The organism is Enterobacter sp. RHBSTW-00318, assembly GCF_014101375.1.
Lineage (GTDB): Bacteria > Pseudomonadota > Gammaproteobacteria > Enterobacterales > Enterobacteriaceae > Enterobacter > Enterobacter ludwigii.
Window position 1 is genome coordinate 4,109,937 of sequence record NZ_JABXQH010000001.1, and the last position, 20,426, is coordinate 4,130,362.

The window sequence follows — 20,426 nt, forward strand, 5'->3', positions numbered from 1 at the left end:
TGTATATACTAAAAGCCAGCAATGCTGGTTTTTTTTCATTTTGGGGAACTGTTATGGCCGAACCGCTGCCGCTGTTGAATTACACCGGGCATCTGCCCGAATGTCCGACGTGGAGTGCCGAAGAGCATGCGCTCTACTGGGCAGATATTCTGGAGGGGGAGATCCACCGTTATCATCTGCCTACCGCGGAACACACGGTACTCTCTTTCCATGAAGAAGTAGGCTGTTTCGCTCTGCGTGAGCGTGGCGGCTTTATCGTCGCGATGCGCAATGGCATCTGGCTTGCTGACAAGCACGGTCTGCTTCAGCGCAAGGTGTGTGATAACCCCTCTAACCCGCAACTGGCGCGTTTTAATGATGGAGGTACCGATCATCATGGACGGTTCTATGCGGGAACCTTCTGGGGGCCGGGGGATTACAACGGCGCCATGCTGATGCGTATCGATAATGACCTGACGCCGAAAGTGATCCAGTGTGATATTCACGGGCACAACGGTCTGGCATTCAGCCCGGACAAACAGTGGATGTTCACCTCTGACACGCCAAATGGCGTTATCTACCGCACGCCGCTTGATGAGCAAGGTGAGCCGGGGAAACGCGAGATATTCCGCCGCTTTAAAGAGGGGGAGGGCATACCCGACGGTGCTGCGATGGATGAAGAAGGCTGCTACTGGAGCGCAATGTTTGATGGCTGGCGTATCGCACGCTTTTCACCGCAAGGGGAACAACTGGAAGAGCATCGCATGCCGGTTCGTTGTCCGACGATGGTCTGCTTTGGCGGCGAGGATATGAAGACCCTGTTTATCACGACCACGCGGGAAAATATGGATGCGGATGAAGTGGCGCAGTATCCGCTCTCCGGCGCCATCTTCACCCTGCCCGTCAGCGTGGCAGGGATGAAGAAAAGCCGCTTTATCGAACGTTAAGCGGGGTCAACCGGCACGACGTTTTCGCTCGGATAGCAGCCAAGCACTTTCATTGAGCGGGTGATTTCACCCAGTTCACGCAGGGCTTTCTGCATGGATGCAGATTCCAGGTTGGCCTGGATATCCAGATAGAACATCTCTTCCCACGGATTACCATGAATCGGGCGAGATTCCAGCTTCGTCATGATCAGGTTGTGGTTACGCAGTACCAGCAGGGCCTCAACCAGCGCACCCGCCTGCTGCCCGGTCGCCATCAGCAGTGTCGTTTTAGCCGGAACCTGCTCAGAGACATTGATGGCTTTACGGGCCAGTACCACGAAGCGGGTGATATTTTGCGTCTGGTTCGCCAGGTTGCGTTCCAGTACCTGCAGGCCATACAGCGCTCCGCCCGCCTCGCTGCCAAGCGCGGCCACCGTCGGGGAATTGGCCTGCATCACTTTTTCCATCGCCGCAGAAGTGCTTTCGGTGTACTCAATTTTCCAGTTCGGATAACGGTTGAGGAATTGACTGCACTGCTGGAACGGTTGTGGGTGACTGTACACCGTCTCGATTTGGCTCAGGTCGGTTGAGCCAGAGACCAGTACGCAGTGATCGATAGGGATGGTCATCTCGCCAACCAGCGACAGCGTAGTGTGCTGCAGAAGATCGTACACGTCGTTAATGGCGCCTGAGCTGGTGTTTTCAATCGGTACGACGGCGTAATCCGCCTGTCCGGTTTCGACCTGATTGAAAATATCAGCAAATTTTGCGCAGCCGCTTTCAATAAACTCTTCGAAATGACGCGCTGCGTACTGGCGTGCGGCAAGGTGAGAGTAAGAGCCTTTTGGGCCGAGGAAGGCGACACGTGCAGAGTGCGGGTTCGTTTTATTCAGATGCTGCTGGAGTAGCGCTTGCTGGGTCAGAACGGAGTCTTCGATGATGAGCTGGAACAAACGGGTGATGTAATGGGCGTCGAGGTGGTGCGCTTTGCCAAGCTGAATCAGGCGTTCCAGCAGGTCGCGTTCACGGTCGATATCACGGACCGGCCGATGGGAGTCCAGCTTGGCTTTTCCCACTTCGATGGCGAGTGTGCGACGTTCTGCCAGCAGGGCCAGTAATTTTTCGTCCAGTGCGCTGATTTTCACTCGCAGGTCCAGTAACGGGTTTTCCGGTGTCATAGTGTTGCCTGTCTCGTTTATCGTTATTAATAAAAAAGGCCTCCCGGTGTGGGAGGCCTTGTTGTTCGTCTTCGCATTCTTTATCACACGACGAAACGCCTCCCAATCAGGGGAAGGTAAAAAAGAATGCGAAGAAAAACGGTGTGTGTTTCATGAAATCATCCTGTCGTTGATACCGTTAAAGTACCCGTACTGTTTTCACGCTGTCAATAAAAAACGCGCCCGAAGGCGCGTTGGCGGTAAACTCAATTTAAAGGATTACTCTTCTTCAACTTCTTCCGCGAAGCTGGCGTCTTTCACCGACGTTGCGGCGCGACGGGCTTCACCTTTGTGTTGCACTTTATTGAGCTGCCGTTCCAGCTTGTTGATCAAATCGTTAATAGCGGTGTACATATCCTCATGTTTTGCGCTGGCGACCAGATGGCCGTTTGGAGTATTGATAGTTGCGTCAGCGATGAAACCTTGCGGCTCCTTGGACAGGATGATATGTGGGTTAATCAAATGTGTTTGCCATTTATCCAGTTTGGCGAGACGGTCTGCGACGTGTTGGCGGATTGCCGGAGTAATTTCCATTTGTTTACTGGTAATGTTCATTGTCATAAATTTTACCTCTTGTCTTTCCGTCTTGGTGATTCCAGCATACCTGTCCTAATGTCAAAATGTGTGATTTAGATCACGTTATTTTGTCGGTTTTTGTCAGGGAATGTTTTTTGTGAGGCAGGGCAGGAAGAGGTGATATTTACCTTGTGGAAGGCCCAATTTGCGGTCATAGTTGATAGGATGTGTTGAGGCTAAACCGCTTCAGCTGATCTCTGAACGCATAAACAAACGGCAGCCCGAAGGCTGCCGTTTCGCATTGAGGCAATATCAGGTGTTGCTGCTGTTCGCGGCGATGATTTTTGCCACTTTGTCAGCCTGTGCGGTCATCTGCATCTGACGGTAAGCATTTTCCATCAGCTTCAGGCCATCACGCGTTGCCTGTGTATCCGGATAATCACGCAGCATACCTTCTACACGATTAACCACGGCAACCCATGCGCCACGGCGGGTATAGTATTCCGCAACGGAGTATTCGTATTTCGCCAGACGATCTTTCAGGAACACCAGACGTTTGGTCGCGTCAGTGACGTACTGGCTGTTCGGGTAGCCGCGCACCAGTTTAGAGAAGTCGTTGAAAGCATCACGCGCATGCTGCGGGTCACGGTCAGAACGATCCACACCGAAGAAACCTTGCAGGGCACTGTCGTCCAGCGCCATGTTGGTAAGACCGCGCATGTACATGACGTAATCGATGTTAGGATGAGTCGGGTTCAGACGCATGAAACGATCGATGGTTGCCTGAGCCAGCGGCAGATCGGCATTTTTATAGTAGGCATAGATGAGATCTAACTGTACCTGCTGCGAATACGGACCAAATGGATAGCGATTATCCAACGCTTCCAGTTGCGTTATCGCCTGTTTCCAGTTACCGTCCTGCAACTTTTGTTGTGCAGTCGCATAGATTTCATTCGGCGGATTGTCAGGGACCTGTTCATTTGAACCGGAGCAGCCCACCAAAGCCAGGCTCAACGTGGCCGCTGCCACCAGATATTTCATGCGCGTCATGACGTTTTGACTTTCCTCAAATGTTTGTCCGGGAGAAACTCTGTTCCTGCTCCCGATTAAGACCAGCTACAATAGCACACTATATTAAACGGCAAAGCCGTAAAACCCAACGTTAAACGAAGAAGCAGTTTATGGCACAACGAGTAGAACTCACCGCAACAGTCTCCGAAAATCAGCTCGGTCAACGCTTAGATCAGGCTTTGGCCGAATTGTTCCCTGATTATTCGCGTTCACGCATAAAAGAATGGATCCTTGACCAGCGCGTGCTGGTAAACGGCAAGATCTGGGACAAACCAAAAGAGAAAGTGTTAGGTGGGGAAGCCGTCGCCATCAATGCTGAAATCGAAGAGGATATCCGCTTCGAGCCGCAGGATATCCCGCTGAACATCGTCTATGAAGATGATGACATCCTGGTGATCAACAAGCCACGTGACCTGGTTGTTCATCCGGGCGCGGGGAACCCTGATGGCACAGTGCTTAACGCACTTCTCCATTATTACCCGCCTATCGTGGATGTTCCACGCGCCGGCATCGTTCACCGTCTGGATAAAGACACCACGGGTCTGATGGTGGTGGCAAAGACCGTTCCAGCTCAGACACGTCTGGTGGAATCTCTGCAGCTGCGTGAAATCACCCGTGAATATGAAGCGGTGGCCATTGGTCATATGACCGCTGGCGGCACGGTGGAAGAACCTATCAGCCGTCACCCAACCAAACGTACCCATATGTCGGTGCACCCGATGGGTAAGCCTGCGGTAACGCACTACCGCATTATGGAACACTTCCGCATTCATACGCGTCTGCGTCTGCGTCTGGAAACCGGTCGTACTCACCAGATCCGTGTTCATATGGCGCACATTACCCATCCGCTGGTGGGCGATCAGGTCTACGGTGGTCGTCCGCGTCCGCCAAAAGGCGCATCGGATGAGTTCATTAGCGTACTGCGTAAGTTTGATCGCCAGGCGCTGCACGCAACGATGCTGCGTCTTTACCATCCTATCACCGGTATTCAGATGGAATGGCACGCGCCGATCCCACAGGATATGGTCGACCTTATTGACGCCATGCGCGTTGATTTTGAAGAACATAAAGATCAAGTGGACTGGTTATGACCAAACTGATTGTCCCGGAGTGGCCACTGCCTGAGGGCGTGGCTGCCTGCAGTTCAACCCGTATCGGCGGTGTGAGCCAGGGCGCGTGGGAATCTTTGAATCTCGGCGCACACTGTGGTGACAACCTGGAGCACGTTGAAGAAAACCGCAAACGCCTGTTTGCTGCCGGGAATTTACCGTCGAAACCGGTCTGGCTGGAACAGGTTCACGGTAAAACGGTACTGCCGTTAACGGGCGAACCCTATGCGTCTAAACGGGCCGATGCGTCTTACAGTGATACCCCGGGAACGGTATGTGCGGTAATGACTGCCGATTGCCTGCCGGTTCTGTTCTGTAACCGTGCCGGTACCGAGGTGGCAGCAGCGCATGCGGGCTGGCGTGGTCTGTGTGAAGGTGTGCTCGAAGAGACCGTCGCCTGCTTTAAAGATGACCCTGCGAATATCATGGCCTGGCTCGGCCCGGCCATTGGTCCTCGTGCGTTTGAAGTGGGACCCGAGGTCCGCGAAGCCTTTATGGAGAAAGATCTGCAAGCCGCGGATGCTTTCCTTCCTGCCGGTGAAAAATATCTGGCCGATATTTACCTGTTGGCCCGCCAGCGCCTGAATAATGTCGGCGTGACGCAGATCTTCGGCGGCGATCGCTGTACCTTCACCGAAAAGGGTGATTTTTTCTCTTATCGCCGCGACAAGACGACAGGTCGTATGGCAAGTTTTATTTGGCTGATATAACCTAAAGAATCAAGACGATCCGGAACGTGCCGTTTTCTTTTCACATAATTCAGGTCATTAACCTTGAATAATTGAGGGATGACCTCATTTAATCTCCAGTAGCAAATTTGACCTGTTATGGGAGGAGTTATGCGTCTGGATCGTCTTACTAATAAATTCCAGCTTGCTCTCGCCGATGCCCAGTCCCTTGCACTGGGGCACGACAACCAATTCATCGAACCTCTTCATTTAATGAGCGCCTTGTTGAATCAGGAAGGGGGATCGGTACGTCCGTTATTAACGTCTGCCGGCATTAATGCTGGCCAGTTACGCACCGCCATCGATCAGGCTCTGAGCCGTTTACCCCAGGTAGAAGGTACCGGTGGCGACGTTCAGCCGTCTCAGGATCTGGTGCGTGTGCTGAATCTTTGCGACAAGCTGGCGCAAAAACGTGGGGACAACTTTATTTCGTCAGAGCTTTTCGTTCTGGCGGCGCTTGAATCACGCGGTACCTTGACCGACCTGCTGAAATCTGCCGGCGCAACCACCGCCAATGTGACTCAGGCGATTGAGAAAATGCGCGGAGGTGAAAGCGTGAACGATCAGGGAGCCGAAGACCAACGTCAGGCTTTGAAAAAATTTACGGTCGACCTGACCGAGCGTGCCGAGCAGGGCAAGCTTGACCCGGTGATCGGCCGTGATGAAGAGATTCGCCGTACTATCCAGGTACTGCAGCGTCGTACCAAAAACAACCCGGTGCTGATTGGTGAGCCGGGGGTCGGTAAAACCGCCATCGTCGAAGGTCTGGCGCAGCGCATTGTGAACGGTGAAGTGCCGGAAGGGCTGAAAGGTCGTCGTGTACTGGCGCTCGACATGGGTGCGCTGGTGGCTGGGGCGAAATACCGTGGTGAGTTCGAAGAGCGTCTGAAAGGCGTGCTTAACGACCTGGCGAAACAGGAAGGCAACGTCATTCTGTTTATTGACGAACTGCACACCATGGTCGGCGCAGGTAAAGCGGACGGCGCGATGGATGCCGGTAATATGCTGAAACCAGCCCTGGCACGTGGGGAACTTCACTGCGTAGGGGCTACCACGCTGGATGAGTACCGTCAGTACATCGAAAAAGATGCTGCGCTGGAGCGTCGTTTCCAGAAAGTGTTTGTTGCTGAGCCAAGCGTTGAAGATACAATCGCGATTTTGCGTGGGCTGAAAGAACGTTATGAACTGCACCACCATGTGCAGATTACTGACCCGGCGATTGTTGCAGCGGCCACGCTTTCGCATCGTTATATCGCTGACCGTCAGTTGCCCGATAAAGCAATCGACCTTATTGATGAAGCGGCCTCGAGCATTCGTATGCAGATTGACTCGAAACCGGAAGAGCTGGACAGGCTCGACCGTCGCATCATCCAGCTCAAACTGGAACAGCAGGCACTGAAGAAAGAGTCTGATGAAGCCAGTAAGAAACGGCTGGATATGCTCAACGAAGAACTGGACGATAAAGAACGTCAGTACTCTGAGCTGGAAGAAGAGTGGAAAGCGGAGAAAGCTTCACTCTCGGGTACTCAGACAATTAAAGCTGAACTGGAACAGGCGAAAATTGCCATTGAGCAAGCGCGTCGTGTGGGTGACCTGGCGCGAATGTCTGAACTGCAGTACGGCAAAATTCCTGAGCTTGAGAAACAGCTTGAGATCGCTACACAGTCAGAAGGCAAAACGATGCGTCTGTTACGAAACAAAGTAACGGATGAGGAGATCGCTGAAGTGCTGGCTCGCTGGACCGGTATTCCGGTTGCGCGCATGATGGAAAGCGAACGCGACAAACTGCTGCGCATGGAGCAGGATCTGCATCAGCGCGTGATTGGTCAGAACGAGGCGGTTGAAGCGGTCTCTAATGCGATTCGCCGTAGCCGTGCAGGGTTGTCTGACCCTAATCGTCCGATCGGTTCGTTCCTGTTCCTGGGGCCTACGGGGGTCGGTAAAACCGAACTCTGTAAGGCGCTGGCTAACTTCATGTTTGACAGCGATGACGCGATGGTGCGTATCGATATGTCCGAGTTTATGGAGAAACACTCCGTTTCGCGACTGGTTGGTGCGCCTCCAGGATATGTGGGTTATGAAGAAGGTGGCTACCTGACAGAAGCGGTGCGCCGTCGTCCTTATTCCGTCATCCTGCTGGATGAAGTGGAAAAAGCGCATCCGGATGTGTTCAACATTCTGCTGCAGGTTCTTGACGATGGACGGCTGACTGACGGACAGGGGAGAACGGTCGACTTCCGTAACACGGTAGTGATCATGACCTCGAACCTGGGTTCCGATTTGATTCAGGAACGTTTCGGTGAACTGGACTACGGCCATATGAAGGATCTGGTGATGGGCGTGGTAAGCCATAGCTTCCGTCCAGAGTTCATTAACCGTATTGATGAAGTGGTAGTGTTCCATCCTTTGGGTGAGAAACATATTGCGTCGATTGCGCAGATTCAGCTGCAGCGTCTGTATAAACGTCTGGAAGAGCGTGGATATGAAATTCACATCTCCGATGATGCGCTGAAGCTCTTGAGCGCAAATGGGTACGATCCGGTTTATGGGGCGCGTCCGCTGAAACGCGCAATTCAGCAACAGATCGAAAACCCACTGGCGCAGCAGATACTCTCCGGGGAGCTGATTCCGGGCAAAGTTATCCGTCTGGAAGTCAACGACGACAAAATTGTGGCAGTGCAGTAAGTCACAAAACGCAAAAACGGGCCGCTTGCGGCTCGTTTTTGTTTAAAAACCAGGCCAGAATTGAGGTCTGGGATGCAAATTGCCTGGAAAGTGAGCAGTCAGTAAATAATTTTCACTTTATCCTTGCAGCTTCAGAATTACCCCCTATAATGCGCCTCCACTGACACGGAACAACGGCACACACGCCGCCGGGTCAGCAGAGATAAGCGAAAATAAATGCTTGACTCTGAAGCGGGAAAGCGTAATATGCACACCCCGCGCCGCAGCGAAAACGAAGCGGCACTGCTCTTTAACAATTTATCAGACAATCTGTGTGGGCACTCAAAGTGACATGGATTCTTAATGTCTTCGGACACTAAATGAATACCAAGTCTCTGAGTGAACATACGTAATTCATTACGAAGTTTAATTCACGAGCATCAAACTTAAATTGAAGAGTTTGATCATGGCTCAGATTGAACGCTGGCGGCAGGCCTAACACATGCAAGTCGAACGGTAGCACAGAGAGCTTGCTCTCGGGTGACGAGTGGCGGACGGGTGAGTAATGTCTGGGAAACTGCCTGATGGAGGGGGATAACTACTGGAAACGGTAGCTAATACCGCATAACGTCGCAAGACCAAAGAGGGGGACCTTCGGGCCTCTTGCCATCAGATGTGCCCAGATGGGATTAGCTAGTAGGTGGGGTAACGGCTCACCTAGGCGACGATCCCTAGCTGGTCTGAGAGGATGACCAGCCACACTGGAACTGAGACACGGTCCAGACTCCTACGGGAGGCAGCAGTGGGGAATATTGCACAATGGGCGCAAGCCTGATGCAGCCATGCCGCGTGTATGAAGAAGGCCTTCGGGTTGTAAAGTACTTTCAGCGGGGAGGAAGGTGTTGTGGTTAATAACCGCAGCAATTGACGTTACCCGCAGAAGAAGCACCGGCTAACTCCGTGCCAGCAGCCGCGGTAATACGGAGGGTGCAAGCGTTAATCGGAATTACTGGGCGTAAAGCGCACGCAGGCGGTCTGTCAAGTCGGATGTGAAATCCCCGGGCTCAACCTGGGAACTGCATTCGAAACTGGCAGGCTAGAGTCTTGTAGAGGGGGGTAGAATTCCAGGTGTAGCGGTGAAATGCGTAGAGATCTGGAGGAATACCGGTGGCGAAGGCGGCCCCCTGGACAAAGACTGACGCTCAGGTGCGAAAGCGTGGGGAGCAAACAGGATTAGATACCCTGGTAGTCCACGCCGTAAACGATGTCGACTTGGAGGTTGTGCCCTTGAGGCGTGGCTTCCGGAGCTAACGCGTTAAGTCGACCGCCTGGGGAGTACGGCCGCAAGGTTAAAACTCAAATGAATTGACGGGGGCCCGCACAAGCGGTGGAGCATGTGGTTTAATTCGATGCAACGCGAAGAACCTTACCTACTCTTGACATCCAGAGAACTTTCCAGAGATGGATTGGTGCCTTCGGGAACTCTGAGACAGGTGCTGCATGGCTGTCGTCAGCTCGTGTTGTGAAATGTTGGGTTAAGTCCCGCAACGAGCGCAACCCTTATCCTTTGTTGCCAGCGGTCCGGCCGGGAACTCAAAGGAGACTGCCAGTGATAAACTGGAGGAAGGTGGGGATGACGTCAAGTCATCATGGCCCTTACGAGTAGGGCTACACACGTGCTACAATGGCGCATACAAAGAGAAGCGAACTCGCGAGAGCAAGCGGACCTCATAAAGTGCGTCGTAGTCCGGATTGGAGTCTGCAACTCGACTCCATGAAGTCGGAATCGCTAGTAATCGTAGATCAGAATGCTACGGTGAATACGTTCCCGGGCCTTGTACACACCGCCCGTCACACCATGGGAGTGGGTTGCAAAAGAAGTAGGTAGCTTAACCTTCGGGAGGGCGCTTACCACTTTGTGATTCATGACTGGGGTGAAGTCGTAACAAGGTAACCGTAGGGGAACCTGCGGTTGGATCACCTCCTTACCTTAAAGAACCTGCCTTTGTAGTGCTCACACAGATTGTCTGATGAAAAGTAAATAGCAAGGCGTCTTGCGATTGAGACTTCAGTGTCCCCTTCGTCTAGAGGCCCAGGACACCGCCCTTTCACGGCGGTAACAGGGGTTCGAATCCCCTAGGGGACGCCACTTGCTGGTTCGTGAGTGAAAGTCACCTGCCGACATATCTCAAAACTCATCTTCGGGTGACGTTTGAGATATTTGCTCTTTAAAAATCTGGATCAAGCTGAAAATTGAAACGACACACATGTTATGTGTGTTCGAGTCTCTCAAATTTTCGCAAACCGGTGATGAATCGAAAGAAACATCTTCGGGTTGTGAGGTTAAGCGACTAAGCGTACACGGTGGATGCCCTGGCAGTCAGAGGCGATGAAGGACGTGCTAATCTGCGAAAAGCGCCGGCGAGGTGATATGAACCTTTGACCCGGCGATGTCCGAATGGGGAAACCCAGTGTGTTCCGACACACTATCGTTAACTGAATACATAGGTTAACGAGGCGAACCGGGGGAACTGAAACATCTAAGTACCCCGAGGAAAAGAAATCAACCGAGATTCCCCCAGTAGCGGCGAGCGAACGGGGAGCAGCCCAGAGTCTGAATCAGCTTGTGTGTTAGTGGAAGCGTCTGGAAAGTCGCACGGTACAGGGTGACAGTCCCGTACACGAAAGCACACAGGCTGTGAACTCGAAGAGTAGGGCGGGACACGTGGTATCCTGTCTGAATATGGGGGGACCATCCTCCAAGGCTAAATACTCCTGACTGACCGATAGTGAACCAGTACCGTGAGGGAAAGGCGAAAAGAACCCCGGCGAGGGGAGTGAAAAAGAACCTGAAACCGTGTACGTACAAGCAGTGGGAGCCTCTTTTATGGGGTGACTGCGTACCTTTTGTATAATGGGTCAGCGACTTATATTCTGTAGCAAGGTTAACCGTATAGGGGAGCCGAAGGGAAACCGAGTCTTAACTGGGCGTTAAGTTGCAGGGTATAGACCCGAAACCCGGTGATCTAGCCATGGGCAGGTTGAAGGTTGGGTAACACTAACTGGAGGACCGAACCGACTAATGTTGAAAAATTAGCGGATGACTTGTGGCTGGGGGTGAAAGGCCAATCAAACCGGGAGATAGCTGGTTCTCCCCGAAAGCTATTTAGGTAGCGCCTCGTGAACTCATCTTCGGGGGTAGAGCACTGTTTCGGCTAGGGGGCCATCCCGGCTTACCAACCCGATGCAAACTACGAATACCGAAGAATGTTATCACGGGAGACACACGGCGGGTGCTAACGTCCGTCGTGAAGAGGGAAACAACCCAGACCGCCAGCTAAGGTCCCAAAGTCATGGTTAAGTGGGAAACGATGTGGGAAGGCACAGACAGCCAGGATGTTGGCTTAGAAGCAGCCATCATTTAAAGAAAGCGTAATAGCTCACTGGTCGAGTCGGCCTGCGCGGAAGATGTAACGGGGCTAAACCATGCACCGAAGCTGCGGCAGCGACACTATGTGTTGTTGGGTAGGGGAGCGTTCTGTAAGCCGTTGAAGGTGTCCTGTGAGGGGTGCTGGAGGTATCAGAAGTGCGAATGCTGACATAAGTAACGATAAAGCGGGTGAAAAGCCCGCTCGCCGGAAGACCAAGGGTTCCTGTCCAACGTTAATCGGGGCAGGGTGAGTCGACCCCTAAGGCGAGGCCGAAAGGCGTAGTCGATGGGAAACAGGTTAATATTCCTGTACTTGGTGTTACTGCGAAGGGGGGACGGAGAAGGCTATGTTAGCCGGGCGACGGTTGTCCCGGTTTAAGCATGTAGGCGGAGGTTCCAGGTAAATCCGGTTCCTTGTTAACGCTGAGGTGTGATGACGAGGCACTACGGTGCTGAAGTAACAAATGCCCTGCTTCCAGGAAAAGCCTCTAAGCATCAGGTAACATCAAATCGTACCCCAAACCGACACAGGTGGTCAGGTAGAGAATACCAAGGCGCTTGAGAGAACTCGGGTGAAGGAACTAGGCAAAATGGTGCCGTAACTTCGGGAGAAGGCACGCTGATATGTAGGTGAAGCCCCTGCGGGTGGAGCTGAAATCAGTCGAAGATACCAGCTGGCTGCAACTGTTTATTAAAAACACAGCACTGTGCAAACACGAAAGTGGACGTATACGGTGTGACGCCTGCCCGGTGCCGGAAGGTTAATTGATGGGGTTAGCGGTAACGCGAAGCTCTTGATCGAAGCCCCGGTAAACGGCGGCCGTAACTATAACGGTCCTAAGGTAGCGAAATTCCTTGTCGGGTAAGTTCCGACCTGCACGAATGGCGTAATGATGGCCAGGCTGTCTCCACCCGAGACTCAGTGAAATTGAACTCGCTGTGAAGATGCAGTGTACCCGCGGCAAGACGGAAAGACCCCGTGAACCTTTACTATAGCTTGACACTGAACACTGGTCCTTGATGTGTAGGATAGGTGGGAGGCTTTGAAGCGTGGACGCCAGTCTGCGTGGAGCCAACCTTGAAATACCACCCTTTAATGGCTGGTGTTCTAACGTAGACCCGTAATCCGGGTTGCGGACAGTGTCTGGTGGGTAGTTTGACTGGGGCGGTCTCCTCCCAAAGAGTAACGGAGGAGCACGAAGGTTAGCTAATCCTGGTCGGACATCAGGAGGTTAGTGCAATGGCATAAGCTAGCTTGACTGCGAGAGTGACGGCTCGAGCAGGTGCGAAAGCAGGTCATAGTGATCCGGTGGTTCTGAATGGAAGGGCCATCGCTCAACGGATAAAAGGTACTCCGGGGATAACAGGCTGATACCGCCCAAGAGTTCATATCGACGGCGGTGTTTGGCACCTCGATGTCGGCTCATCACATCCTGGGGCTGAAGTAGGTCCCAAGGGTATGGCTGTTCGCCATTTAAAGTGGTACGCGAGCTGGGTTTAGAACGTCGTGAGACAGTTCGGTCCCTATCTGCCGTGGGCGCTGGAGAATTGAGGGGGGCTGCTCCTAGTACGAGAGGACCGGAGTGGACGCATCACTGGTGTTCGGGTTGTCATGCCAATGGCACTGCCCGGTAGCTAAATGCGGAAGAGATAAGTGCTGAAAGCATCTAAGCACGAAACTTGCCCCGAGATGAGTTCTCCCTGAGACTTTAAGTCTCCTGAAGGAACGTTGAAGACTACGACGTTGATAGGTCGGGTGTGTAAGCGCAGCGATGCGTTGAGCTAACCGATACTAATGAACCGTGAGGCTTAACCTTACAACGCCGAAGATGTTTTGGCGATGAGAGACGATTTTCAGCTGATACAGATTAACAGAATTTGCCTGGCGGCTTTAGCGCGGTGGTCCCACCTGACCCCATGCCGAACTCAGAAGTGAAACGCCGTAGCGCCGATGGTAGTGTGGGGTCTCCCCATGTGAGAGTAGGGAACTGCCAGGCATCAATTAAAAGAACCCCGTACCGTATGGTGCGGGGTTTTTTGCTTTGGGTTTTTCCCGCCATCGGAGATGGCATCAGTCTGCACACCACCACACCAGCCAACTACCCTTAGTCTTTATCCTATAACTTACCTTGCTAACAGAAAATGTGATCTTACTCTCAATGTTATTTATAACAAAATAATAACATTTGCTTTACAAGATCGTGAGTTCTCAGGACTCAGCATGCCGTTTTTATGGCAGGAGCATAATCACAATGACAGAAAGCATAACATCGAACGGGACGCTGGCTGCCAGTGATTCCCGTAGAAGGGTATGGGCAATCGTCAGTGCCTCTTCAGGGAACCTGGTTGAATGGTTCGACTTTTACGTCTACTCATTCTGTTCACTTTACTTCGCACATATCTTCTTCCCGTCCGGCAACACCACCACACAGCTTCTGCAAACGGCTGGCGTATTTGCTGCGGGCTTCTTAATGCGCCCCATTGGTGGATGGTTGTTTGGACGGATCGCAGACCGTCGAGGACGTAAGGCATCCATGCTGATTTCGGTCTGCATGATGTGCTTTGGCTCGCTGGTGATCGCCTGTCTCCCCGGTTATGATGCTATCGGGACATGGGCGCCGGCTCTTTTGCTACTGGCTCGTCTGTTCCAGGGACTTTCTGTTGGAGGAGAATACGGTACCAGCGCCACTTACATGAGTGAAATTGCCCTTGAGGGCCGGAAAGGATTTTACGCCTCTTTCCAGTACGTCACGCTTATTGGGGGTCAGCTTCTGGCCATTCTGGTGGTGGTTATTCTGCAGCAGGTCCTTACCGACAGCCAGCTTCATGAGTGGGGATGGCGAATTCCTTTCGCGATGGGCGCTGTACTGGCGGTCGTCGCACTCTGGTTGCGTCGTCAGTTGGATGAAACCTCGCAAAAAGAGGTCCGGGCGCTGAAGGAGGCGGGGTCGTTTAAAGGGCTGTGGCGTAACCGCAAAGCTTTCCTGATGGTTCTCGGGTTCACCGCGGGCGGTTCTCTCAGCTTTTACACCTTCACCACCTACATGCAAAAATATCTGGTGAACACCACGGGCATGCACGCCAACGTCGCCAGCGCTATCATGACCGTCGCGTTGTTCGTCTTTATGCTGATTCAGCCACTTATTGGCGCGCTCTCCGATAAAATAGGGCGTCGCACGTCAATGCTGATCTTTGGCGGCATGTCCGCGTTATGTACTGTTCCCATTTTAACTGCGCTTCAGCACGTTTCCTCACCGTATGCCGCCTTTGGTCTGGTCATGCTGGCGATGGTCATTGTCAGTTTTTACACATCGATCAGTGGGATCCTGAAGGCTGAGATGTTCCCGGCACAGGTACGCGCTTTGGGGGTAGGGCTTTCTTATGCGGTCGCCAATGCGCTGTTCGGTGGCTCTGCGGAGTACGTCGCGCTGTCGCTTAAATCATGGGGTACGGAAACAACCTTCTTCTGGTACGTGACGGTGATGGGGGCACTGGCCTTTATTGTCTCCCTGATGCTGCATCGAAAGGGTAAAGGTATTCGTCTCTAATAGCGTGCCATCTGCCATACGGCATAGCCGGTCGTGGCGCCGGCTACGTCCCAGGCAAAGTCTTTCCAGCTCCAGCCGCTCCCCGCGGAGCGGCTATCCCACAGCTCTTTTGAAGCCCCAAGGCTTACAGAGAACATCAGGCCGATTGCCGCACTACGATCCCGACTGTACCCCTGATGTTGTGCATACTCATTACCGGCAGCGGACAATATCGCGGAGGCGAGAAAGTGTTGCGCTTTATCCTGCCCGGACCAGCTATCGTTAGCCATATGGCTACAGCCACTGAGAAAGAGAGCACTCAGCAAGAGAAGAATACGCATTAGCGGACTCCAAAAAAAAGCCCTGTCGCTGACAGGGCCTGGACATCACAGAATACGGCTGATAAGTCTGTCAATACGGATTCGACGCAGGCGACGAATAAGCTTGCGGACTTTCACCGGGTAATCGGCAATGCTCTGCAGTTCACGGTAATGCTGAACCACAGTGGTATGCGTGCGAATAAGCTCGAGCTCACGTTCACGACTGGTCGCTAACTCATGTTTCGGGTCATGGATCAGGATGGCATTTTCGAGATCCAGACGCCAGGCGCGAGGGTTGAGGTTATTGCCCGTAAGCAGCATCCATTCATCGTCGACCCACATCCCTTTCAGATGATAACTGTTGTCTTCATCTTTCCACAGACGCACGACCAGCTGGTCAGTGTTAACGTAATACTGTAAACGGCTCAGGAAACGGCGCAGGTTAATCTCATAGAGATAAGGGAGGGCACCGATAATCTTGAACGGTTGATCTTCAGGAATAAAGAAGTCGTTAGCCGTTTTGTCACCGACGATAATTTCAACTTTTTTACCATCACGCAGCAGCTGAATGATATTACGCACCAGCACGGCGGGAAGGTTGAAGTAAGGGGTGCAGATGATGAGTTTCTGCTCCGCACACGGCATCAGGTGGAAAATCGTTTTGTTCAGCAGGCTTGATTTGCCTAACCCCACCAGCGGTGTAACGGATAGCTCTTCGTTATTGGCATCGCCCTGGAAATGGTAGACCGCATCACGCAGTTCCTGGCGGAACGCGCGGATATCATTTTTAATTTCCGGGCTTTTAGGACGGTGTGGATCGTCAAGACGATTTACGCCGCGACCCTGTACTAAGTTCTTATCAACCCAATTAAACATGATATCCGCCATCTGCGGATTACGAACCAGATGGTAACGGTCATATCGATATTTATCGAGCTGATGAAGGTAAACATCATTCAGGCTCGCGCCGCTGTACAGCACGCTATCATCAATGATGAACCCTTTGAAATGAAGGACGCCGAGCGCTTCTCGGGTATTTACAGGTACGCCGTAAACGGGCACATCGACGCCAGGATTTTCCTGCGCCGTGCGGCAATACCAGTCAGCATTGGTGTTTGAAGCAGCAGCGCCTATACGGCCACGCTGAGCGCGGTGCCAGTCGACCAGCACGCGAATATCCAGTTCCGGACGTTGACGCTTGGCTTCATAGAGCGCATTTAAGATCGCGCGCCCACCTTCATCTTGTTCAAGATACAGGGCCACAATGCAAATGCGACGCGTAGCGCCGGCAATCTTTTCCAGAAGCATCTCCCGAAAATGGGCGGGAGCGTAAAAGAACTCTACATCATCAACTGACTGAGAAATCTTCGGTAGTTGAGCAAGGTGTTGTTGATGTTTATTACGCTTAAATTTTGACAACATCACAGTGCGTTTCTTCTCTGTTCATTGAAGGGTTGTCTGTACCATGCAAACAACATAAGCGGACAATGATACCACCAGTCCCGTCCAAAGTGGGTAACATTTCCAGTAGCTTACTCGGCTTTATCCGCTGATATCAGGCTCAGGGATAAGGCCACAATACCTTCGTCCAGCTGAATATCAACGTCAAATCCAAGTTTTCGCGCCAGGGTCACCATACCGCGATTGTTAGGCATAGTAATGCCATTGAGGCGTAACAATCCGTGATCTCGCGTATAACTGATGAGTTTTTCCAGCAGCCGTCGCCCCAGACCCAACCCTTTCAGATCGGAGCGCACCAGCACAGCAAACTCCGCATCAACATTATCCGGGTCGGAAATAGCACGCGTAACGCCGAGGATCTCATCGCCCTTATCGGAACGACGGACGGCGACAAATGCCATTTCTCGATCGTAGTCGATCTGGGTCATATTGGCTAAATCATCGTGGGTAAATTCGTTGATTTCGCTAAAATAGCGATAGTAAAGATCCTCTTTCGTTACCTGAGAGATGAACGTGCGCAGCTGCGGTTCATCTTCCGGCAGGATAGGGCGGAACAACGCGCGCTCCCCGTTTTTCATCTCCACCCACTCCTCCAGCTGCAGAGGATACGGGCGGATCGCAAGGCGGCTCTCTCTGTCACCCTCGAAAGGCGCGATATCCAGCGTGACGTCCAGAGCCGTAAACTCACTGCCGGAGGCGAGCAGCGGGTGGATGTCCAGCCGCTGGATCTCCGCGCAATCAACAATCAGATTAGACACCTGCACCAGGAACTGACTCAACCCGGCAATATCAAGAGGGCGCAGCGCGCTTCGGCCCCGGATTTTTTTGCTTTTGATGGCCTGAATGATCAGATAACGCGCCAGGTTCATGTTCAGTGGTGGCAAAGCCACGACCGCCTGCTCCTCAGGACGCCACTCGACGCCGCCTTCCCCCAGCATGATAAGCGGGCCAAAGACAGGATCGTATTCAACCACCACGCGCAACTCCTGAGCGCCAGCGCGATTAGCCATGCTTTGCACCAGCAGTCCGTGGATCCGCGCCTGAGGCCAGGCCATTTTGACCCGGTCGAATATGGCATCAGCGGCTTGCTGTACCTCGGTCGCAGTCCGCAGGTATAACATCACCCCCTGGACATCAGACTTATGCGGGATATCCGGTGAGCGAAGCTTGAGGGCAACGGGATAGCCAATTTGTTCGGCAATATGCACGGCTTCGGCGCTGTCGCCGGCAATCCAGGTGGGCAGGGTTTGCATCCCGTAACTGCCCAGAATCGGCTGCACTTCGTGCGTATCAAGCGAGGTGGCTCCCTCTTCGATAGCCTGCTGTAAAAGCCGGTGAACATCGGCGGTGTTCGCCGTCAGGTTACCCGGTAAAGCCGGGGTTTCACGGAGCTGCTTCTGGTTGCGGCGATACTCCACCATATGCATAAACGCCGTAATCGTGCCTTCCGGAGTGCGGTAGGTGGGCAGACCGGCTTCACTGAACAGGCGTCGTGCCTCCTGGGAAGAGAACTCACCGCACCAGTTGGTCAGCAGAGTGACATATTTACCACGCGGATGGTTCCGGACGGCGTCAATCAGTGCGCGCGCGCTTTCACTCCCGGGAGCGACCGCGCTGGGGGAGTGAATAATCATCAGCGCGTCGAAATCCTGGCTATCCAGTAAAAGGGAGATCGCCCTGATATAGTGATCGCTACTGGCGTCATCGCGCAAATCGAGGGGATTGCCTGGGCTAACGCTTGCCGGCAGCGCCTCTTTCAGGCGTTGTAGCGTCTCCTCACCCAGGGTGGCCAGCTTGCCATTGCGCAGCCACAGTTCATCCAGTGCAAGTGCGGCAGGAGCCGCGCCATTACTGACAATCATTAACTTCTCACCGCGTAACGGACGCATATGGCTTAACGTCTCGACGGCGGAAAAAAGCTCGTGTGTATCCTGAACCCGTAGCAAACCCGCGCGTTGAATCGCGGCATCCCAGGCGGGATCCATGCCGGAATGCGACTGCAGCAGACTCTGGGCGGCGGGGCTACGCCCGCTTTTGATCACCAGAATCGGTTTGTTACGGGACGCGCTACGGGAAGCTGATACAAAACGACGGGCGTCGCTCAGGTGCTCAAGATAAAGAAGAATGGCGCTGGTTTTGCTGTCGCGAGCCAGAAAATCGAGCAGTTCATCAACGTCGATGTCCAGGCTGTCACCCAGAGCAATGAAGTAGGAAAACCCCATCTCACGCTGTTGCGCCCAGTCGAGGATAGTGTTCGATACCGCAGCCGATTGCGAAATAAATGCGAGTTTGCCTTGGCGGATAGGGACCGGGGAGAAGCTGGCATTCAGCCCTTGCCACGGGGCGAGCAGGCCCAGACTGTTTGGCCCAAGAATGCGCATCTGGTAGCGACTGGCGCATGCCAGAAGCTCCGGCTGCTGTTCGGGCGGAGACGAGAGAATAATGCAGGTTTTACATCCTTTCCTGCCGAGCGACTCCAGCAGGGCTGGATTACGTTTCGCATTTGTACACAGGATGGCAAGGTCCGGTATGAAAGGCAGGCTCTGCACGTCCGGCCATGCCAGCACCCCCTGAACAGCCTTATAGGCAGGCGTCACGGGCATGACGGGGCCATTAAATCCGCCGGCCAGCAGGTTACGCATCATCAGATAGCCTGCGCGATCCGGTTTCATTGATGCGCCGATAACGGCAATGGATTTAGGACGAAGTAGCGCTTCTAACCCTCGCTGGCTCATGCAGGCCTCCTGTGAATGCAAGCGACCTGATGATTTTAAACGTTTTCTGTCTCAGTTGCTGTGACGCTGCCCTTATGAACGGTTTTTCCTGCCAGGTAACGTTCACGAAAGCAGGAGAAATGGCTCCCCAGCGCACCTGCCGCGACGGTATCTCCCGCTAAATCCAGAAGGGCAATCGCCACTTCAGCGGTACAGTATTGCCCGTCAGCATGCGCTTCTCGCAGGCGGTAGGCCGAGACGCGTGAAAGGTCGACCGAAATCACCGGCAATGAATCGAGATAAGGACTTTTGCGGAACATTTTTCGCGCTTCGGTCCAGGTTCCGTCCAGCATAATAAACAGCGGCGGTTTACCTGATGGCGGTGCCGAAAGCACCTGGCGATCTTCGCCAGCATACGAGGCCGGAAATACGACCATTGGCTGATAGTCCGGGTTTGCTACTAAGTCGAGCAGGGCTTGAGGCGGTTCCGTGCGTGACCACTGAAATGCCGCGGTATCCGGCAGAATGTCGGCAATAAGGCGTCCGGTATTGCTGGGTTTCATTGGTTCGGTATCGAACATGACCAGGCAAAAACGACTCTTCGCCGTGCTCGGCGCAAGGGTCTCGCACAGACAAACTTTTAGCGGCAGCAGACAACGCTGACAGCGGCGAATACGATTGCCGCGGGCAAGAAAAGGGCGAGTCGCGCGGGCCAGGCGTGCGGCGCGCAGTTGAAGAACAGAATTATCAGTCATGGGCGAAGT

Annotated in this window: 13 protein-coding genes, 1 tRNA gene, 3 rRNA genes and 1 other annotated feature; of the genes, 9 read left to right on the forward strand and 8 right to left on the reverse strand. The window is 53.2% G+C overall.

What is annotated here, in order from left to right; all coding sequences use genetic code 11:
- The first annotated feature begins 53 nt into the window (after positions 1-53).
- The gene (locus tag HV157_RS20315; protein ID WP_182268882.1) at positions 54-926 is read left to right on the forward strand and encodes an SMP-30/gluconolactonase/LRE family protein; all 873 of its coding nucleotides are present in this window, start codon (positions 54-56) and stop codon (positions 924-926) included.
- Here the strand turns inward: HV157_RS20315 and pheA are convergent.
- The 4 genes from pheA to bamD all read right to left on the reverse strand — a co-directional run bounded on the left by pheA (position 923) and on the right by bamD (position 3,688).
- A complete protein-coding gene (pheA, locus tag HV157_RS20320; RefSeq protein ID WP_020883922.1) occupies positions 923-2,083 on the reverse strand; it encodes a bifunctional chorismate mutase/prephenate dehydratase in 1,161 nt (386 codons plus the stop codon). The genes HV157_RS20315 and pheA overlap by 4 nt on opposite strands.
- Positions 2,084-2,112: 29 nt before the next feature.
- Positions 2,113-2,238, reverse strand: a sequence feature (Phe leader region).
- Positions 2,190-2,237: a pheA operon leader peptide PheL gene (pheL, locus tag HV157_RS20325; protein WP_001386991.1), complete on the reverse strand. Its 48-nt coding sequence runs from the start codon at positions 2,235-2,237 to the stop codon at positions 2,190-2,192. It overlaps the preceding feature by 48 nt.
- A 103-nt stretch (positions 2,239-2,341) precedes the next feature.
- A complete protein-coding gene (gene raiA, locus HV157_RS20330) occupies positions 2,342-2,683 on the reverse strand; it encodes a ribosome-associated translation inhibitor RaiA (protein WP_003863162.1) in 342 nt (113 codons plus the stop codon).
- A gap of 267 nt (positions 2,684-2,950) precedes the next feature.
- Positions 2,951-3,688, reverse strand: coding sequence for an outer membrane protein assembly factor BamD (gene bamD, locus HV157_RS20335; protein ID WP_013098339.1), 738 nt, complete (start codon positions 3,686-3,688; stop codon positions 2,951-2,953).
- Between the two features lie 131 nt (positions 3,689-3,819).
- Here bamD and rluD point away from each other — a divergent pair, with 131 nt between their 5' ends.
- From rluD to HV157_RS20375, 8 genes are all read left to right on the forward strand, one after another.
- Complete coding sequence (gene rluD, locus HV157_RS20340) at positions 3,820-4,800, forward strand: 23S rRNA pseudouridine(1911/1915/1917) synthase RluD (RefSeq protein WP_014171235.1); 981 nt, start codon at positions 3,820-3,822, stop codon at positions 4,798-4,800.
- Complete coding sequence (yfiH, locus tag HV157_RS20345; protein ID WP_020883923.1) at positions 4,797-5,528, forward strand: purine nucleoside phosphorylase YfiH; 732 nt, start codon at positions 4,797-4,799, stop codon at positions 5,526-5,528. Before rluD ends, yfiH begins: the two co-directional genes overlap by 4 nt.
- Positions 5,529-5,657: 129 nt before the next feature.
- Positions 5,658-8,231 carry an ATP-dependent chaperone ClpB gene (clpB, locus tag HV157_RS20350; protein WP_182268883.1) on the forward strand — a complete coding sequence of 858 codons (2,574 nt, stop codon included), beginning with the start codon at positions 5,658-5,660 and terminating at the stop codon, positions 8,229-8,231.
- A 427-nt stretch (positions 8,232-8,658) separates the two neighbouring features.
- Positions 8,659-10,198 (forward strand): 16S ribosomal RNA (locus HV157_RS20355).
- Between the two features lie 85 nt (positions 10,199-10,283).
- Positions 10,284-10,359, forward strand: a tRNA-Glu gene (locus tag HV157_RS20360).
- A 192-nt stretch (positions 10,360-10,551) separates the two neighbouring features.
- Positions 10,552-13,457, forward strand: a 23S ribosomal RNA gene (locus HV157_RS20365).
- 64 nt (positions 13,458-13,521) lie between these two features.
- A 5S ribosomal RNA gene (gene rrf / locus HV157_RS20370) occupies positions 13,522-13,637 on the forward strand.
- Together the 16S, 23S and 5S rRNA genes with 1 tRNA gene alongside form the textbook arrangement of a ribosomal RNA operon.
- A gap of 255 nt (positions 13,638-13,892) precedes the next feature.
- Positions 13,893-15,188, forward strand: coding sequence for an MFS transporter (locus HV157_RS20375; protein WP_020882991.1), 1,296 nt, complete (start codon positions 13,893-13,895; stop codon positions 15,186-15,188).
- On the opposite strand, the gene HV157_RS20380 is transcribed toward HV157_RS20375, so the two are convergent.
- The 4 genes from HV157_RS20380 to tapT all read right to left on the reverse strand — a co-directional run bounded on the left by HV157_RS20380 (position 15,185) and on the right by tapT (position 20,417).
- Positions 15,185-15,508, reverse strand: coding sequence for a YfiM family lipoprotein (locus tag HV157_RS20380; protein ID WP_086532206.1), 324 nt, complete (start codon positions 15,506-15,508; stop codon positions 15,185-15,187). The two genes, HV157_RS20375 and HV157_RS20380, sit on opposite strands and share 4 nt — an antisense overlap.
- A 45-nt stretch (positions 15,509-15,553) precedes the next feature.
- Positions 15,554-16,909: a CDP-diacylglycerol--serine O-phosphatidyltransferase gene (gene pssA, locus HV157_RS20385; RefSeq protein ID WP_182269138.1), complete on the reverse strand. Its 1,356-nt coding sequence runs from the start codon at positions 16,907-16,909 to the stop codon at positions 15,554-15,556.
- A gap of 110 nt (positions 16,910-17,019) precedes the next feature.
- On the reverse strand, positions 17,020-19,683 hold the full coding sequence (gene pat, locus HV157_RS20390) for a protein lysine acetyltransferase (protein WP_182268884.1): 2,664 nt from the start codon (positions 19,681-19,683) through the stop codon (positions 17,020-17,022).
- Positions 19,684-19,718: 35 nt separating this feature from the next.
- Positions 19,719-20,417 (reverse strand): tRNA-uridine aminocarboxypropyltransferase, encoded by a 699-nt coding sequence (gene tapT, locus HV157_RS20395; RefSeq protein WP_182268885.1) that lies wholly within the window; start codon positions 20,415-20,417, stop codon positions 19,719-19,721.
- Positions 20,418-20,426 lie beyond the last annotated feature (9 nt).